This is a genomic window from Streptomyces sp. 184, assembly GCF_045781775.1.
In the GTDB taxonomy this organism is placed as follows: domain Bacteria; phylum Actinomycetota; class Actinomycetes; order Streptomycetales; family Streptomycetaceae; genus Streptomyces.
This window is the reverse complement of sequence record NZ_CP123230.1, coordinates 7,345,823-7,362,788: the sequence shown is the minus strand read 5'-3', so window position 1 is coordinate 7,362,788 and position 16,966 is coordinate 7,345,823. Positions and strand designations below refer to the sequence as shown.

Sequence of the window (16,966 nt, the reverse complement as noted above, 5' to 3'; positions counted from 1 at the left end):
GGCGGTGCCGGCGGTGCCGAAGGTGTCAGCCCAGGGTCAGGGTGGCGGGGGTCGGGTTGCTGCTCGCCCAGGTGCCGTTGAAGCCGAAGGTGACCGAGCCGCCGTCCGGGACGTTGCCGTTGTACGCGGCGTTGGTGCAGGTCACCCTCGCCCCGGACTGCTGGCACGACGCGTTCCAGGCGTTGGTGACGCGCTGGCCGGCCGCGTAGTCCCAGGAGACCGACCAGCCGGTCAGCGAGTCGCCGTCGCAGCTCACCGTCACCGCCGCGGTGAAGCCGCCGTTCCACTCGTTGGGCACGGCGTAGCTCGCGCTGCACCCGTCACCCGGGCCCGGTCCCGGCCCCGGGTCGCCGCCCAGGGCTTCGACCACCGCGCCGTACGCCGCCTTCGGCTGGTAGCTGTCGTTCCACAGGGTCGCCGAGCCCTCGCCGTCGAAGACGCCCGGCACCCAGGAGTACTTGTCCGGGAAGCCCCACACCGTGACGCCGACGCAGCGGGTGACGGCCAGGCAGGCGTCGATGACGTTCGCGTAGTACTGCGACTGGGTGGCTTCCTTCTGGGCGCTGGCCGGCAACTGCATCCGTACGTCCAGCTCCGTGATGGCCACGTCGACGCCGAGGTCCGCGAAGCGCTGCATGTTCTGCCGCAGGTCGCTGGGGAAGCCGTACTGGATGGCCAGGTGGCCCTGGATGCCGACGCAGTCGATCGGTACGCCCTGTGCCTTCAGGTCGCGTACGAGGTTGTACATCGCGGTGCTCTTCGCGTTGACGCCCTCGATGTTGTAGTCGTTGATGCAGAGCTTGGCGTTCGGGTCCGCCGCCTTGGCGGCGCGCAGCGCGTGCGCGACGAAGTCCTTGCCCATGGCGTTGTAGAAGGGGCTCGTACGGAACGTGCCGTCCTCGTTGAACGGCTCGTTGACCACGTCCCAGGCGTAGATGTCGCCCGCGTACCGTCCGGCGACCTGCGTGACGTGGTTCTCCATCGCCGTACGCACCTCGCCGCTCGGCAGGCCGGAGACCCAGCCGGGGAGCTGGTTGTGCCAGACGAGGGTGTGGCCGCGGACCGACTGGCCGTTCTGCTGGGCGAAGTCGACGATCCGGTCGCCGGGACCGTAGTTGAACTGGCCGCGGGACGGCTGGACGGTGTCCCACTTCATCTCGTTCTCGGCCGTGATCTGGCCGAACTCGCTGCCGAGGATCCCGGTGTACTGGGTGTCGGAGAAGTGCGCCGTGGCGGCGGCGGAGCCGATGAACTTGCCGTGCGCCTGGGCGAGGTGGTTCAGCGAGTCGGCGGCGTGCGCGGGGGTGGCGGTGCCGAGGCCGGACAGGCAGAGGGCGCCGGCGAGCGCGGCGAGCAGGGCCCTGGGCCTGCTGCGGAGTCTTCGCATGTTCCCCTTCTTCCCCCGCGGACGGGCGCGGGCGGTGGTGGAGTGATGGCGCCGGATCGAAACATTCGGGACGAGTTTCGAATCTTTCTGAGGTCGGACGGTAGAGGCGGGAGTGGGGCACGTCAATACGCGCGACAGGGCGGGGGTGTCCGGCACGCTGGGGCCATGGATGCTCAGACGAGTGCGGGTGCGGGTGCGGGTACGGGCGTGGGAGCGGACGCCGACGTCGACGTCGTCGCGCTGGAGCGGCGGCTGCGGGCCGCCGTCCGCGGCGAGGTGGGGTTCGGGACCCGGGACCGGGCCCTGGTCACCATGGACGCCTCCAACTACCGCGGCGTCCCCCTCGGCGTCGTCGCCCCGCGCGACGCCGACGACGTCGCCGCCGCGCTGGCCGTGTGCCGCGAGTACGGTGCGCCCGTCGTCGCCCGCGGCGGCGGTACGTCCATCGCGGGCAACGCCGTCGGCGCCGGCGTCGTCCTCGACTTCACCCGGCACCTGAACCGGCTGGTCGACCTCGACCCCGGGACGCGCACCGCCGTCGTGCAGCCGGGGCTCGTGCTCGACCGGCTGCGGAGCGCGGCGGCGGCGCACGGGCTGACGTTCGGCCCCGATCCGTCCACGCACAGCCGGTGCACCGTCGGCGGGATGGTCGGCAACAACGCCTGCGGCCCGCACAGCGTCGCCTGGGGCACGACGGCCGACAACGTACGGGCGCTGGACGTGGTGACGTACCGCGGGCGGGCGCTGCGGCTGGAGCGGGACCCGGGAGTGCTGCCGGGGCTGCGCGAGTTCGTCGCGGAGCACCTGGCGACGCTGCGTACGGGCGGGCGCGGCACCGGGTCCCCGGACGCGGTACGGGACGGAGGCGGCGGCCCCGGTGCGTACCCCGGCGAACTCACCGGCTGGCCCGACCTCCCCCGCCGCATCTCCGGCTACGCCCTCGACGCCCTCCTGCCCGAGCGCGGCGGCGACCTCGCCCGCGCCTTCACCGGCAGCGAGGGCACCCTCGCCGTCCTCACCGGGGCCACCGTCCGCCTCGTCGAGGCGCCCCCCGCCCGCGCCCTCGCCGTCCTCGGCTACGCCGACGAGTCCGCCGCCGCCGAGACCGCCCCCGGGCTGCTGCCGCTGCACCCGCTGACCGTCGAGGGCATGGCCGCCGACCTCGTGCCGCACGCCCACGCGCTGCCCCGCGGCGGCGCCTGGCTGTTCGTGGAGACCGGCGGCGAGACCCCTGCCGCCGCGCGGGCCAGCGCCGACGAGGTGTGCCGCGCCGCCGACGCCGTCGACCACACCGTCGTCACCGACCCCGCCGCGCAGCGCACCCTGTGGCGTATCCGCGAGGACGCCTCCGGCACCGCCACCCGCATGCCCGACGGCAGCGAGGCGTGGCCCGGCTGGGAGGACTGCGCGGTGCCGCCCGCGCGGCTCGGCGCGTACCTGCGCGACTTCCGCGCGCTGCTCGCCGCGCACGGGCTGCGCGGGCTGCCGTACGGGCACTTCGGCGACGGCTGCATCCACGTGCGCATCGACTTCGACCTGCTGACCGCCCCCGGCGTGGGCCGCTTCCGGGAGTTCTCGGGGGAGCTGGCGGACCTCGTCGTCGCCCACGGCGGCTCGCTGTCCGGCGAGCACGGCGACGGTCGGGCGCGCTCCGAGCTGCTGCCGGCGATGTACGGGGACGAACTCGTCGGCCTCTTTGGCGGCTTCAAGGACCTCTGGGACCCCGACGGTGCCCTCAACCCCGGCGTGATCGCCCGGCCCGCGCCGCTCGACGCCGACCTGCGCTTCGCGCCGCTGCCCCGCGGGCCGGTGCCGGTGGCGTTCGGCTATCCGCACGACGGGCCGGACGGCGGCGACTTCGCGGCGGCGGTGCGCCGCTGCGTCGGGGTCGCCAAGTGCCGCAACCCGGCGGGGAGCCCGGGCCTGATGTGCCCGTCGTTCCGGGCCACGGGCGAGGAGCGGCACTCCACCCGCGGGCGGGCGCGGCTGCTGCACGAGATGCTGGCCGGGGAGGTCATCACCGACGGGTGGCGCTCGGAGGAGGTGCGCGAGGCGCTCGACCTGTGCCTGTCGTGCAAGGGGTGCCGCAGCGACTGCCCGGTGGACGTCGACATGGCCACGTACAAGGCCGAGTTCCTGCACCACCACTACGCCGGGCGGCGGCGGCCGATGGCGCACTACGCGATGGGGCGGCTGCCGCAGTGGCTGCGGCTGACGGCGGCGCTGCGCGCGGCGCCGGCGGCGAACGCGCTGGCGGGGGTGCGGCCGCTGGCGGCGGTGGCGAAGCGGCTGGCGGGCCTCGCGGGGGAGCGGGCCATCCCGCGGATCGCGCGGGTGCCGCTGACGCGGTCGCTGGCACGGTCGCGGGGCGGGGGCCCCGACGCGGATCCGGACGTGCTGCTGTGGCCGGACACGTTCACGAACTACCTGTCGCCGGAGGCGGGTGCCGCGGCGGTACGCGTCCTGCGGGCGGCCGGGCTGCGGGTGGGCCTGCCGCGGGAGGCGGGAAAGGTGTGCTGCGGGCTGACGTACGTCTCCACGGGCCAGCTCGACCAGGCCCGCCAGGTGATGCGGCGCACGCTTGACGCGCTGGAGCCGGCGGGCGGGAGCGCGGGCCGCGGTGACACGGGCCCGCCCCTCGTCGTACTCGAACCGCCCTGCGCCGCCGCGCTCAAGACCGACCTCGTGGAACTCCTGCCCGACGACGAACGCGCCCCCCGCCTCGCCGCCCGCGTCCGCACCCTCGCCGAAGCCCTCGAAACCGAGGCCCCCGAGTGGACACCGCCCCGCCTCGACCGCCCGGTCACCGGCCAGACGCACTGCCACCAGCACGCGATCCTCGGCGACGCCGCGGAACGCCGCCTGATGGCGAAGGCCGGCCTGGAGGGGCAGCTCGCCGCCGGCTGCTGCGGCCTGGCGGGCAACTTCGGCTTCGAACGCGGCCACTACGAGGTCTCCGCGGCCTGCGCCGAGGACCAGCTCCTCCCGGCGGTACGCAGCGCACCGGACAACGCCGCGGTCGTGGCGGACGGCTACTCCTGCCGCACCCAACTCGACCAGCTCGCCGGCATCCGCGCGCGCCACCTGGCCGAACTCCTGGCGGAGGGCCTGCCGGAGGAGGGGTGATTCAGTCGGTGGGGAACCTGTCGGTGCGGAGGACGAAGCCGAGAGGGGTCACCTTGAGGTCGAGGGCCGCGCCGAAGGCGACGGTGACCTCCTTGGCGTAGTCGCCGTCCCCGGGCTCGGTGTAGACGTGGCACTTGCGCTGGTACGGATCGGCGATCAGGTAGACGGGGACGCCCGCGAGGGCGTAGGCGGTCTTCTTGGGGCCGTAGTCGTTCTTCCCGGTGCCGCGGGAGACCACCTCGGCGACGAATTCGACATCCTGATGGCGCCAGCGACCCGCATCGTCCGGCTTGGCGTCGTCGCAGAGCTTCGCCACGTCCGGGCAGAAGGCGTTCTCCTCGCCGGGGAAGTCGATCCGTACGTCTGAGAACACCTTGACGTCGCCGTCGAACGTCCTGTCCAGCGCTCGGATGATCTCAAGAATGATCTCCCAGTGAACGCTGCGCCGCGGCACCATGTAGACGACCCCTTCGACGACCTCGATGCGATAGCCCTCGAAGGCGGGGGTCCGCTCGAACACCTCGAACATGTCGTCCAAGGGCGTCTTGTCGTCGGTGTCGGCCATCTCGATCCTGTCGTCGACGAGGGTCATCCGGCTCCCTCCCCGCAGCTCCGTGGCGGCATGCTGCCGTCCGCCCAGCGATACGTGCGGCTGCTCGGTTACAGGGCCGGTCCGATTATCCGGCAAGCGTGCTTGCTTGTTTTGGGCTCCGCTGTCACCCTACTGCGCAGTAGTCACGAGGGGAGCGCAGCATGGCGGGCCCGGAGATCATCTCTCTGCTGGACGACCTCCGCGACGAGGGCGCCGCGTTGGACGGCCTCGTCGGCGGGCTGCCGCCCGACCGGTGGGCGCTCGACACGCCCGCCGCCGGGTGGACCGTCGCGCACCAGATCGCCCACCTCGCCTGGACCGACCGGGCCGCGCTCGCCGCCGCCGTCGACCCCCCGGAGTTCCAGCGGATGCTGGCGCACGCCCAGGAGGCGCCGTACGACTTCGTCGACCACGGCGCCGCGCGCGGGGCCGCACAGGCGCCCGAGGTGCTGCTCGACCGCTGGCGGCAGGGGCGCGAGGAGTTGCGGCGCGTGCTGCTGGCGCAGCCGGCGGGGGCGCGGATGCCGTGGTTCGGGCCGGCGATGAGCGTCGGGGGCGTCGCCTCGGGGCGCCTGATGGAGACCTGGGCGCACGGGCAGGACGTCGCGGACGCGCTGGGCGTACGGCGTGAGCCCACCGCCCGGCTGCGGCACGTGGTCCGTATCGGCGTACGGACGCGGGACTTCGCGTACGCCGTCAACAAGCTCGCGCCGCCCGCCGCGGAGTTCCGCGTCGAGCTGACCCCGCCCGGCGACGGCGGCAGCAGCGACGGCGACGGCGGCGGCGAGGTGTGGGCGTACGGGCCCGAGGACGCCGCCGAGCGCGTCACCGGGCCCGCGCTCGACTTCTGCCTCCTGGCCACCCAGCGCGTGCACCGCGCCGACACCGCGCTCGTCGCCGAGGGCGCGGAGGCGGAGCGCTGGCTCGGCATCGCCCAGGCGTTCGCCGGCCCGCCGGGCGGAGGGCGGCAGCGGGTAACGGCCCGTACCCCCCGGGAGGACCGGCCGTGACCCTCCGCGTCGGCAACGCCTCCGGCTTCTACGGCGACCGCTTCGCCGCCCTGCGCGACATGCTCACCGGCGGCCGGCTCGACGTCCTCACCGGCGACTACCTCGCCGAGCTGACGATGCTCATCCTCGGCCGCGACCGCCTCAAGAACCCCGCCGCCGGCTACGCCAAGACCTTCCTGAGCCAGCTCGAAGAAGGGCTCGGCCTCGCCCGCGACCGCGGCGTCGCCCTCGTCGTCAACGCCGGCGGCCTCAACCCCGCCGGACTCGCCGACGCCGTCCGCGACCTGGCCGACCGCGTCGGCGTCCCCGCCCGCGTCGCCCACGTCGAGGGCGACGACCTCACCGCCACCGGCCGCTGGAACGGCGTCCTCGCCGCCAACGCCTACCTCGGCGGCGCCGGCATCGCCGCCTGCCTGCGCGCCGGCGCCGACGTCGTCGTCACGGGCCGCGTCACCGACGCCGCGCTCGTCACCGGCGCCGCCCAGGCCCGGTACGGCTGGGTCACCGCAGACCCCCACGACCCCACCAAGCCCGACGACCCCGACCTCGACGCCCTCGCCGGCGCCGTCGTCGCCGGCCACGTGCTGGAGTGCGGCACGCAGGCCACCGGCGGCAACTACGCCTTCTTCACCGAGCACGACGTCCGCCGCCCCGGCTTCCCCCTCGCCGAGATCGAGCCGGACGGCAGCGCCGTCATCACCAAGCACCCCGGCACCGGCGGCGCCGTCACCGTCGAGACCGTCACCGCCCAGCTCCTCTACGAGACCGCGGGCGCCCGCTACGCCGGCCCCGACGTCACCGCCCGCCTCGACTCCGTACGCCTCGATCCGGACGGCCCCGACCGCGTCCGCATCACCGGCGTACGGGGCGAGCCCCCGCCGCCCGCCGTCAAGGTCGGCCTCTCCCGCCTCGGCGGCTACCGCAACGAGGTCGTCTTCGTCCTCACCGGCCTCGACATCGACGCCAAAGCCGCCCTCGTACGCGCCCAGATGGACCCCGCGCTCGCCGGTGTCGCCGACGTCCGCTGGACCCTCGCCCGCACCGACCGCCCCGACGCCGACGTGCAGGAGGAGGCGTCCGCCCTGCTCCGTCTCGCCGTCCGGGACCCGGACGAGGCCGCCGTCGGCCGCGCCGTCAGCGGCGCCGCCGTCGAACTGGCCCTCGCCAGCGTCCCCGGCTTCCACGTCACCGCCCCGCCCGGCAGGGCGCAGCCGTACGGCGTCTTCGAGGCCGCGTACGTCCCCGCCGCCGACGTCCCCCACACCGCCGTCCTGCCCGACGGCACCCGCGTGCCCGTCGACCCGTCGCCGCGCACCCGGACGCTCGCGCCCGTACCCGAGCCGCCGCTGCCGCCGCCCCCGCCGCCGGGCCGCACGCGCCGCGCGCCGCTCGGCACGGTGGTCGGCGCCCGCAGCGGCGACAAGGGCGGCAGCGCCAACCTCGGCGTCTGGGCCCGGCCGGGCCGGAGCGACGGCACCGGCTCCGCCGTCCGCGCCGAGGCCGCGTGGGCCTGGCTGGCGCACACCCTCACCGTCGAGCGGTTCCGCGAACTCCTGCCGGAGACGGCCGCGTTCCCCGTCGTACGGCACGTCCTGCCCAACCTCCGCGCCCTCAACTTCACCGTCGACGGCATCCTCGGCGAGGGCGTCGCCTCCCAGGCGCGCTTCGACCCGCAGGCCAAGGCGCTCGGCGAGTGGCTGCGCGCCCGGCACGCCGACATCCCCGAGGAGCTGCTGTGACCGTGCTGGCCTCGTCGCTGGACACCGCAGGTCCCGACTACGCCGCCCACCGCGCCGCGATGCTCGACAAGCTCGCCGCCCTGGACGCCGAGCACGCCAAGGCGGTGGCGGGCGGCGGCGAGAAGTACGTCGCCCGGCACCGCGCCCGCGGCAAGCTGCTCGTGCGCGAGCGCGTCGAGCTGCTGCTCGACCCCGACACGCCGTTCCTGGAGCTGAGCCCGCTGGCCGGCTGGGGCTCGGACTATGCGGTCGGCGCCTCGCTCGTCACCGGCATCGGCGTCGTCTCCGGCGTCGAGTGCCTGATCACCGCCAACGACCCGACCGTCCGCGGCGGCGCGTCGAACCCCTGGACGCTCAAGAAGGCTTTCCGCGCGCACGAGATCAGCCTCGCCAACCGGCTGCCGTCGATTCACCTGGTGGAGTCCGGCGGCGCCGACCTGCCGTCGCAGAAGGAGATCTTCATTCCGGGCGGTGCGCTCTTCAAGCACCTCACCCGCTCGTCCGCGGCCGGCATCCCCACGGTCGCCGTGGTCTTCGGCAACTCCACGGCTGGCGGTGCGTACGTGCCGGGCATGAGCGACCACGTGATCATGGTCAAGGAGCGCGCGAAGGTGTTCCTCGGCGGGCCGCCGCTGGTGAAGATGGCCACCGGCGAGGAGAGCGACGACGAGTCGCTCGGCGGCGCCGACATGCACGCCCGTACCTCCGGGCTCGCCGACTACTTCGCCGTCGACGAGCCGGACGCCCTGCGCACCGCCCGCCGCGTCGTGGCCCGCCTCGCCTGGCGCAAGGCGCACCCCGACCCGCCGCCGGCCGCCCCGCCCGCGTACCCGCAGGACGAGCTGCTGGGCATCGTGCCGGGCGACCTGAAGGTCCCGTTCGACCCGCGCGAGGTGATCGCGCGGATCGTGGACGGCTCGGACTTCGACGAGTTCAAGCCGCTGTACGGGACGAGCCTGGCCACCGGCTGGGCCGGGCTGCACGGCTATCCCGTCGGGATCCTCGCCAACGCGCGCGGCGTGCTGTTCAGCGAGGAGTCGCAGAAGGCCGCGCAGTTCATCCAGCTCGCCAACCAGCGCGACATCCCGCTGGTCTTCCTCCACAACACCACCGGCTACATGGTCGGCAGGGACTACGAGCAGGGCGGCATCATCAAGCACGGCGCCCAGATGATCAACGCCGTCTCCAACTCCCGCGTCCCGCACCTGTCGGTGCTCATGGGCGCCAGCTACGGCGCCGGCCACTACGGCATGTGCGGGCGCGCGTACGACCCCCGGTTCCTCTTCGCCTGGCCCAGCGCCAAGTCCGCCGTCATGGGGCCGCAGCAGCTCGCGGGCGTGCTGTCGATCGTCGCGCGCGCGTCGGCGGAGGCGAAGGGCATGCCGTACGACGACGAGGGCGACGCGGCGCTGCGGGCGATGGTGGAGCAGCAGATCGAGGCGGAGTCGCTGCCGGTGTTCCTGTCGGGGCGGCTGTACGACGACGGGGTCATCGACCCGCGGGACACCCGCACGGTGCTGGGGATCTGCCTGTCGGCGATCCACACGGCGCCGTACGCGGGGGTGCACGACGGGTACGGGGTGTTCCGCCTGTGAGCCCGCCACCTTCGACGACGGAGGACCGAACTCCCGTGATCCGCACCCTCCTCGTCGCCAACCGCGGCGAGATCGCCTGCCGCGTCTTCCGCACCTGCCGGGAGCTGGGCATCACGCCCGTCGCCGTGCACTCCGACGCCGACGCGGGCGCGCTGCACGTACGCACCGCGCTGGCCGCGGGCGGCGCGGCGGTACGGCTGCCGGGGACGGCGTCGGCACAGACGTACCTGCGGGCCGATCTGCTGGTCGCGGCGGCGCTCTCGGCCGGCGCGGACGCGGTCCACCCCGGCTACGGGTTCCTCTCCGAGAGCGCGGAGTTCGCGCGCGCGGTCGCCGCGGCCGGGCTGACGTGGGTCGGGCCGCCGCCGGACGCCATCGAGGCGATGGCGTCCAAGACGCGCGCGAAGGAGCTGATGGGCCTCGCGCCCTTCGACCCCGCGAAGGCGGTGGAAGCCGACCTGCCGCTGCTGGTCAAGGCGGCGGCGGGCGGCGGCGGGCGCGGCATGCGGGTCGTCCGCGACCTCGCCGCGCTGGACGCCGCGCTGGCGTCGGCGTCCGCGGAGGCCGCGGCGGCGTTCGGGGACGGCGCGGTCTTCGTCGAGCCGTACGTCGAGGGCGGTCGGCACGTCGAGGTGCAGGTGCTCTCGGACACGCACGGCGACGTGTGGACGCTGGGCACCCGCGACTGCTCGCTCCAGCGCCGGCACCAGAAGGTGGTGGAGGAGGCCCCGGCGCCGGGTCTGGCGGCGGAGGTGGAGACGTCGCTGGCCGACACGGCGGTACGGGCGGCGCGGTCGATCGGGTACGTGGGCGCGGGGACGGTGGAGTTCCTGCTCGCGCCGGACGGGCGGGCTCAGTTCCTGGAGATGAACACGCGCCTCCAGGTGGAGCACCCGGTGACGGAGGCGGTGTACGGCGTCGACCTGGTCGCCCTCCAACTGCGGGTGGCGGAGGGCGCGCCCCTGCCGCCGGATCCGCCACGGCCCTCGGGCCACGCGGTGGAGGCACGCCTCTACGCGGAGGACCCGGCGGCGGACTTCACCCCCCAGACGGGCACCCTGCACCGCCTCACCCTCGCGACCGCCCCGGCCGCGGGAGGGGAAGCCCCCGCTCTCCGCCTCGACACCGGCTACGCCGCCGGCGACACCGTCACCCCGTACTACGACGCCCTGCTGGCCAAGGTGGTCGCCCACGCCCCGACCCGCGCGGAGGCGGTCCGCCTCCTGGCCACCGCCCTGCACGGCGCCCGCGTCCACGGCCCCACGACCAACCGCGACCTGCTCGTACGCTCGCTGCGGCACGAGGAGTTCGCCCGGGCCGAGATGACGACCGCGTTCTACGACCGCCACCTGGCGGAGCTGACCCGGCAACCCGACGAGACCGCCGGAGCCGCACCCCTGCAACTCGCCGCGCTCGCCGCCGCGCTCGCCGACGCCGCCGCGCGGCACCGGGCGGCCGGTGCCGTGCTGCCCGCGCGGTTCGGGGGGTGGCGCAACGTACCGTCGCAGGCGCAGGCCAAGGCGTACCGGGTGGAACCCGGCGGTGCCGAGGTCGAGGTGCGCTACCGCCTCACCCGGGACGGCGTACGCGCCGACGACCTGCCCGGTGTGCGGGTGCTCGCCGCGGCGCCGGATCGCGTGGTGCTCGAAGTCGCCGGTGTCGCCCGCGCCTTCGACGTCGCCGCGTACGCCCCGGGCCCCGCCGGAGGGCATCAGGTCCACGTCGACTCCCCCCACGGTTCGTACGCCCTGCGCCCCCTGTCCCGCTTCCCCGACCCCCGCGCCGACACCCCGGCCGGCTCGCTCCTCGCCCCCATGCCCGGCACCGTCGTCCGCCTCGCCGACGGGCTCGCCCCCGGGCAGAGCGTCCGGCAGGGCCAGCCGCTCCTGTGGCTGGAGGCGATGAAGATGGAGCACAAGGTCACCGCCCCCGCCTCCGGCGTGCTCACCGCCCTGCACGCCGCCCCCGGCCGGCAGGTCGAGGTCGGCGCCCTCCTCGCCGTCGTCGAAGAAGCGCACGACCGGCCCGACGAACAGCCCCAGGAACAGCCCCAGGAACAGCCCCAGGACCAGGAAGGCCCCCCGCCATGACCAGTGCCGTCCTCGAAACCCAGGAGCACCGCGACCTCCGCGCCGCCGTCGCCGCGCTCGGCGCCCGCTACGGCCGCGACTACTTCACCGCCGCCGTCCGCGACGGCCGGCACACCGACGAGCTGTGGGCCGACGCCGGCAAGGCCGGCTACCTCGGCGTCAACCTCCCCGAGGAGTACGGCGGCGGGGGCGGCGGCATCGCGGAGCTGGCGATCGTGCTGGAGGAACTCGGCGCCGCCGGCTGCCCGCTGCTCATGCTCGTCGTCTCGCCCGCCATCTGCGGCACCGTCATCGCCCGCTTCGGCACCGACCGGCAGAAGGAGACCTGGCTCCCCGGACTCGCCGACGGCACCCGCAAGATGGCCTTCGGCATCACCGAGCCCGACGCCGGCTCCAACTCCCACCGCATCACCACCACCGCCCGCCGCGACGGCGGCGGCTGGGTGCTCTCCGGCCGCAAGGTGTTCATCTCGGGCGTCGACATCGCCGACGCCACGCTGATCGTCGGCCGCACCGAGGACGCCCGTACCGGCAAGCTCAAGCCCTGCCTGTTCATCGTCCCGCGCGACGCCGAGGGCTTCCAGCGCGCGCAGATTCCCATGGAGCTGCACGCCCCGGAGAAGCAGTTCGAGCTGGTCCTCGACGACGTGCGGCTGCCCGCCGACGCGCTCGTCGGCGACGAGGACGCGGGCCTCCTCCAGCTCTTCGCCGGCCTCAACCCCGAGCGCATCATGACCGCCGCCTTCGCGCTCGGCCTCGGACGGCAGGCGGTGGCGCGGGCCGTCGAGTACGCCCGTACGCGCCAGGTGTGGAAGGGCGGCGCCATCGGCGTGCACCAGGCCATCGCGCACCCGCTCGCGCAGGCGCACATCGAACTGGAGCTTGCGCGGCTGATGACGCAGAAGGCCGCCGCGCTGTACGACGCGGGTGATGACACCGGGGCGGGGGAGGCGGCGAACATGGCGAAGTACGCGGCGGCCGAGGCGGCGGCGAAGGCCGTCGACCAGGCCGTGCACACCCTCGGCGGCAACGGGCTCAGCACGGAGTACGGTCTTGCCCAGATGCTCACCGCGTCCCGCGTGGCCAGGATCGCCCCGGTCAGCCGGGAGATGATCCTCAACTACGTGTCGCACCAGACGCTGGGCCTGCCCAAGTCGTACTGAAGCCGCAGACGTACCGAAGGAGCACCCCCACGCCATGACCGACGCACCCGCAGGACCGGCCGCCGCCGACGCGCCCGCGCCCCTCGTCCGGATCGCACGCGACGACCGCGGCGTCGTCACCACCCTCACCCTCGACTCGCCCCACAACCGCAACGCGCTCTCCACCCGCCTCATGGCCGAACTGCACGACGGCCTCGCCGCGTCCGCGGAGGACGACGACGTACGGGCGGTGCTGCTCACCCACACCGGCAACACCTTCTGCGCCGGCGCCGATCTCGGCGAGGCCACGGAGGCGACCGCGCCGACGGACGGGCCGATGGCGCTCGCCCGGCTGCTGCGCGCGGTGGTGGAGTGCCCGAAGCCCGTCGTCGCCCGGGTCACCGGGCACGTACGGGCCGGGGGCCTGGGGCTCCTCGGCGCCTGCGACATCGCGGCGGCGGGCACGGGGGCGACGTTCGCGTTCACCGAGGCGCGGCTCGGGCTCGCGCCCGCGGTGATCTCGATGCCGCTGCTGCCGCGCCTGGACGCGCGCGCGGCGGCCCGCTACTACCTCACCGGCGAGCGCTTCGGCCCGGAGGAGGCGGCCCGTATCGGGCTGGTCACGCTGGCGGGTGACGACGTGGACGCGCTGCTCACGCCGGTGCTCGACGGGCTGCGGGCGGCGTCGCCGCAGGGACTCGCGGCGTCGAAGCGGCTGGTCACGGGCGAGGTGCTGCGCGCCTTCGACCGCGACACGGAGCCGTTCGCGGAGCTGTCGGCGTCGCTGTTCGCGTCCCCCGAGGCCCGCGAGGGCATGACGGCGTTCCTGGAGCGCCGGGAGCCGAAGTGGTTCCGCTGACGGACGCCCCCCGGCAGCCGCGAGGGCGGGGCCCGCAGCAGGACCGCAGCCGCGCCACGCGGCAGCGGCTGCTGGAGGCGGCGGTCGCGTGTCTGGCGGAGCTGGGCTGGGGCGGCAGCACGGTCACCGTGGTCGCGGAGCGCGCGGGCGTCTCCCGCGGTGCGGCGCAGCACCACTTCCCGACCCGGGAGGACCTGTTCACGGCGGCGGTGCAACACGTGGCGGCGGAACGCTCGGCGGCCCTGCGGGCGCTGCCGCCGCGCGCGGCGGCGACCGGCGGGCAGCACGGCGGCCGGGCTCGCGGCGAAACCCACGGCGCGGGCGCCGGGGCCGGGGATGTCACGGCAGCCGGTGCGGATCTCGTACGAGCCGAAGCGACCGCCGCGACCGGCGCCGCGGGCGCCGGCACGCGGGACGCGGCGGACGCGGCGGACGCGGCGGACGCGGCGGACGCGGCGGACGATGCCACCGCCACCGCCGTCGTCGTGCGCGGCATCGTCGACCTCTACACCGGCCCGCTCTTCCGCGCCGCGCTCCAGCTCTGGGTCGCCGCCGCCAACGAGGAGCAGCTCCGCCCCCGCGTCGCCGCGCTGGAGGCCCGCGTCGGCCGCGAGGCCCACCGCATGACGGTGGCGCTCCTCGGCGCCGACGAGTCGGTGCCTGGCGTACGGGAGACGGTGCAGGGGTTCCTCGACATGGCCCGGGGCCTGGGCCTGGCGACGCTGCTCACGGACGACAGCGCCCGCCGCGACCGCGTGGTGGCGCAGTGGTCACACCTGCTGACGACGGCCCTGGCCGACCCCCGCTGACCCGCGGCGGCGGGGAGGCACCCGGGCCCGTCCCGGCCCGTACGCCGTCCGGCCCAACCCCCACCCCCCACGCACCCGCCCAAGGGTAGGCCGCCCCACCGACACTCGACCGTCACAGACACCCGAGTCCCCGCCGCACAGGGCCACAGCCCGCGCAGCAAGGTCCCCGCCGCCCGGCCCGCCCGGCCCGCAAAGCTCAGCCCGTGGCGCCCGACTCCGCGTAGCCCTCGATCTCCTGCGGCGACCGCGACCCCGGTCCCACGTACCGCGCCGAGGGCCGCACCAGGCGGCCCGTCCGCTTCTGCTCCAGGATGTGCGCCGACCACCCCGCCGTCCGCGCGCACGTGAACATCGACGTGAACATATGCGCCGGCACCTCCGCGAAGTCCAGCACGATCGCCGCCCAGAACTCGACGTTCGTCTCCAGCACCCGGTCCGGACGCCGCGCCCGCAGCTCCGCCAGCGCCGCCTTCTCCAGCGCCGCCGCCACCTCGTACCGCGGCGCGCCGAGCTGCTTCGCCGTCCGACGCAGCACCCGCGCCCGCGGGTCCTCCGCGCGGTAGACGCGGTGGCCGAAGCCCATCAGCCGCTCGCCGTTGTCCAGCGCCCGCTTCACGTAGCCCTCGGCGTCGCCGGTGCGCTCGATCTCCTCGATCATCCCGAGCACCCGCGACGGCGCGCCCCCGTGCAGCGGCCCGGACATCGCGCCGACCGCGCCGGAGAGCGCCGCCGCGACGTCGGCGCCGGTGGAGGCGATGACGCGGGCGGTGAAGGTGGAGGCGTTCATGCCGTGTTCCGCGGCGGAGGTCCAGTAGGCGTCGACGGCGGCGACGTGCTTGGGGTCGGGCTCGCCGCGCCAGCGGATCATGAACCGCTCGACGACCGTACGGGCCTTGTCGATCTCCCGCTGCGGGACCATCGGCAGCCCCTGCCCGCGGGCGGACTGCGCGACGTACGACAGCGCCATGACGGCCGCCCGCGCCAGGTCCTCGCGGGCGCGCGGCTCGTCGATGTCGAGCAGCGGGCGCAGCCCCCAGACGGGCGCGAGCATCGCCAGCGCGGACTGCACGTCCACGCGGATGTCGCCGGAGTGCACCGGGATGGGGAAGGGCTCTGCGGGCGGCAGACCGGGTTTGAACGCGCCGTCGACCAGAAGACCCCAGACGTTGCCGAACGAGACGTGACCCACCAGGTCCTCGATGTCCACACCGCGATAACGGAGCGCGCCGCCCTCCTTGTCGGGCTCGGCGATCTCCGTCTCGAAGGCGACGACTCCCTCAAGCCCGGGTACGAAATCGGACATCAGGCGGCTCCCTACTGTGATGCGATGCGCTGCTGTGGGTGTGCAGCGACGGACGGGTCGGCCCCAGGGCGTGGTGTGGTGCGGGGGGTGTGCGTGCTGGCGTGGCTCCGCGGCGCCATCGCTCGCGGTCCGGGGCGTGCATTCGGGGCCACCATAGCCCGGAGGTGTGGGCTTTCCACAGTGGTAGACCGGCCGGTTCTGTCGGGTTACCCACATGCGGCCGGGCGTGAGATCGGGCACACTCCACGATCCCGGGCCCGGAGGGTTGCGGGGTGCGCCGGGTGGGCAAACTCCCGCGCCCGGGCGGCCGCTCATACTGCAAGATATGCGGGTGCGACACGTTGACGTTGACACCGACCGCTCCCTCGATCCGGCCGCCATGCGCGCGCACTACCGCGCCGCGGGACTGCCGGAGGACTCCCTCGCCGCCGACCCCTTCGAGCAGTTCGGCCGCTGGTTCACCCAGGCCGTGGAGAGCGGACTGCACGAGCCCAACGCGATGGTCGTCTCCACCGCCGACGCCGAAGGCCGGCCCAGCTCCCGGACCGTGCTGCTGAAGCACGTGGACGAGCGGGGGTTCGTCTTCTACACCAACTACGGTTCCCGCAAGGGCCGCGAGCTGGCCGCCAACCCGCATGTGTCGCTGCTCTTCCCCTGGCACCCGGTCGCCCGCCAGGTGATCGTCGCGGGGGCGGCGGAGCGTACCGGGCGGGACGAGACGGTGGCGTACTTCCGCACCAGGCCGCACGGCTCGCAGTTGGGCGCGTGGGCGAGCGAGCAGTCCTCGACGGTGGCCTCGCGCGCGGAGCTGGACCGGATGTACGCGGAGCTGGCGGACCGCTATCCGGAGGGCGAGCAGGTGCCGGCGCCGCCGGAGTGGGGCGGCTTCCGGGTCAGGCCGCGGACGGTGGAGTTCTGGCAGGGCCGCGAGAACCGCCTCCACGACCGCCTGCGGTACGTACGCACCGAAGGCGCGGCCGGCGGCGGCTGGACGGTGGAGCGCCTCTGCCCCTAGCCGTACGCGGCGCGGCGCGAGCGCAACGGGACCGCGGCACGCGTGACGACCCGCGGCCCATTCCCCAGGAGGGGAGCCGGTCGGACGTACCGGCGGACCGCGGGTCGGGTGAACTGCTTGGGATATGGGCCGGCTGGGCGCGTCCTAGGCGCCCGGGTCCGGCATTGCGCTCAAGCGCGACGGCGGACCACTAGCCCGCAGTCACCTCACGCGTCCGGTTCTTCATCATCTGCCGAACCACCTCCCTTCTCGTGTGCCTCACACATTAGGCACGCCCCCGGCGCCCCTCAACTGATTTC

12 protein-coding genes are annotated in these 16,966 nt (G+C 74.7%); 9 read left to right on the top strand and 3 right to left on the bottom strand.

Annotation, left to right across the window (positions count from 1 at the left end; genetic code table 11):
* Window positions 1-25: 25 nt before the first annotated feature.
* On the bottom strand, window positions 26-1,387 hold the full coding sequence (locus QBL21_RS31270; RefSeq protein ID WP_407565587.1) for an endo-1,4-beta-xylanase: 1,362 nt from the start codon (window positions 1,385-1,387) through the stop codon (window positions 26-28).
* A gap of 165 nt (window positions 1,388-1,552) precedes the next feature.
* On the opposite strand from QBL21_RS31270, the gene QBL21_RS31265 reads away from it, so the two are divergent.
* Window positions 1,553-4,513, top strand: coding sequence for an FAD-binding and (Fe-S)-binding domain-containing protein (locus QBL21_RS31265; protein ID WP_407565586.1), 2,961 nt, complete (start codon window positions 1,553-1,555; stop codon window positions 4,511-4,513).
* Between the two features lies 1 nt (window position 4,514).
* Here the strand turns inward: QBL21_RS31265 and QBL21_RS31260 are convergent, their stop codons facing one another.
* Window positions 4,515-5,105, bottom strand: a complete 591-nt coding sequence (locus QBL21_RS31260; protein WP_407565585.1) for a Uma2 family endonuclease — start codon at window positions 5,103-5,105, stop codon at window positions 4,515-4,517.
* A gap of 161 nt (window positions 5,106-5,266) precedes the next feature.
* On the opposite strand from QBL21_RS31260, the gene QBL21_RS31255 reads away from it, so the two are divergent.
* Genes QBL21_RS31255 through QBL21_RS31225 form a run of 7 tightly spaced genes read left to right on the top strand, consistent with a single transcriptional unit; the run spans window position 5,267 to window position 14,349 of the window.
* On the top strand, window positions 5,267-6,115 hold the full coding sequence (locus tag QBL21_RS31255; RefSeq protein ID WP_407565584.1) for a TIGR03084 family metal-binding protein: 849 nt from the start codon (window positions 5,267-5,269) through the stop codon (window positions 6,113-6,115).
* Window positions 6,112-7,854, top strand: coding sequence for an acyclic terpene utilization AtuA family protein (locus tag QBL21_RS31250; RefSeq protein ID WP_407565583.1), 1,743 nt, complete (start codon window positions 6,112-6,114; stop codon window positions 7,852-7,854). Before QBL21_RS31255 ends, QBL21_RS31250 begins: the two co-directional genes overlap by 4 nt.
* Entirely contained in the window at window positions 7,851-9,449 is a 1,599-nt protein-coding gene (locus QBL21_RS31245) for an acyl-CoA carboxylase subunit beta (protein WP_407565582.1), read from the top strand. The genes QBL21_RS31250 and QBL21_RS31245 overlap by 4 nt, the downstream gene beginning before the upstream one ends.
* Before the next feature lie 35 nt (window positions 9,450-9,484).
* The gene (locus tag QBL21_RS31240) at window positions 9,485-11,539 is read left to right on the top strand and encodes a biotin carboxylase N-terminal domain-containing protein (RefSeq protein ID WP_407565581.1); all 2,055 of its coding nucleotides are present in this window, start codon (window positions 9,485-9,487) and stop codon (window positions 11,537-11,539) included.
* Window positions 11,536-12,702 carry an acyl-CoA dehydrogenase family protein gene (locus tag QBL21_RS31235; protein WP_407565580.1) on the top strand — a complete coding sequence of 389 codons (1,167 nt, stop codon included), beginning with the start codon at window positions 11,536-11,538 and terminating at the stop codon, window positions 12,700-12,702. Before QBL21_RS31240 ends, QBL21_RS31235 begins: the two co-directional genes overlap by 4 nt.
* Before the next feature lie 34 nt (window positions 12,703-12,736).
* Complete coding sequence (locus tag QBL21_RS31230) at window positions 12,737-13,540, top strand: enoyl-CoA hydratase family protein (protein ID WP_407565579.1); 804 nt, start codon at window positions 12,737-12,739, stop codon at window positions 13,538-13,540.
* On the top strand, window positions 13,537-14,349 hold the full coding sequence (locus tag QBL21_RS31225) for a TetR/AcrR family transcriptional regulator (protein WP_407566625.1): 813 nt from the start codon (window positions 13,537-13,539) through the stop codon (window positions 14,347-14,349). Before QBL21_RS31230 ends, QBL21_RS31225 begins: the two co-directional genes overlap by 4 nt.
* 196 nt (window positions 14,350-14,545) lie before the next feature.
* Here the strand turns inward: QBL21_RS31225 and QBL21_RS31220 are convergent, their stop codons facing one another.
* On the bottom strand, window positions 14,546-15,652 hold the full coding sequence (locus tag QBL21_RS31220) for a citrate synthase 2 (RefSeq protein ID WP_407565578.1): 1,107 nt from the start codon (window positions 15,650-15,652) through the stop codon (window positions 14,546-14,548).
* A 325-nt stretch (window positions 15,653-15,977) separates the two neighbouring features.
* Between QBL21_RS31220 and pdxH the strand changes: the two genes are divergently transcribed.
* On the top strand, window positions 15,978-16,667 hold the full coding sequence (gene pdxH, locus QBL21_RS31215) for a pyridoxamine 5'-phosphate oxidase (RefSeq protein ID WP_407565577.1): 690 nt from the start codon (window positions 15,978-15,980) through the stop codon (window positions 16,665-16,667).
* The last annotated feature ends 299 nt before the right edge of the window (window positions 16,668-16,966 follow it).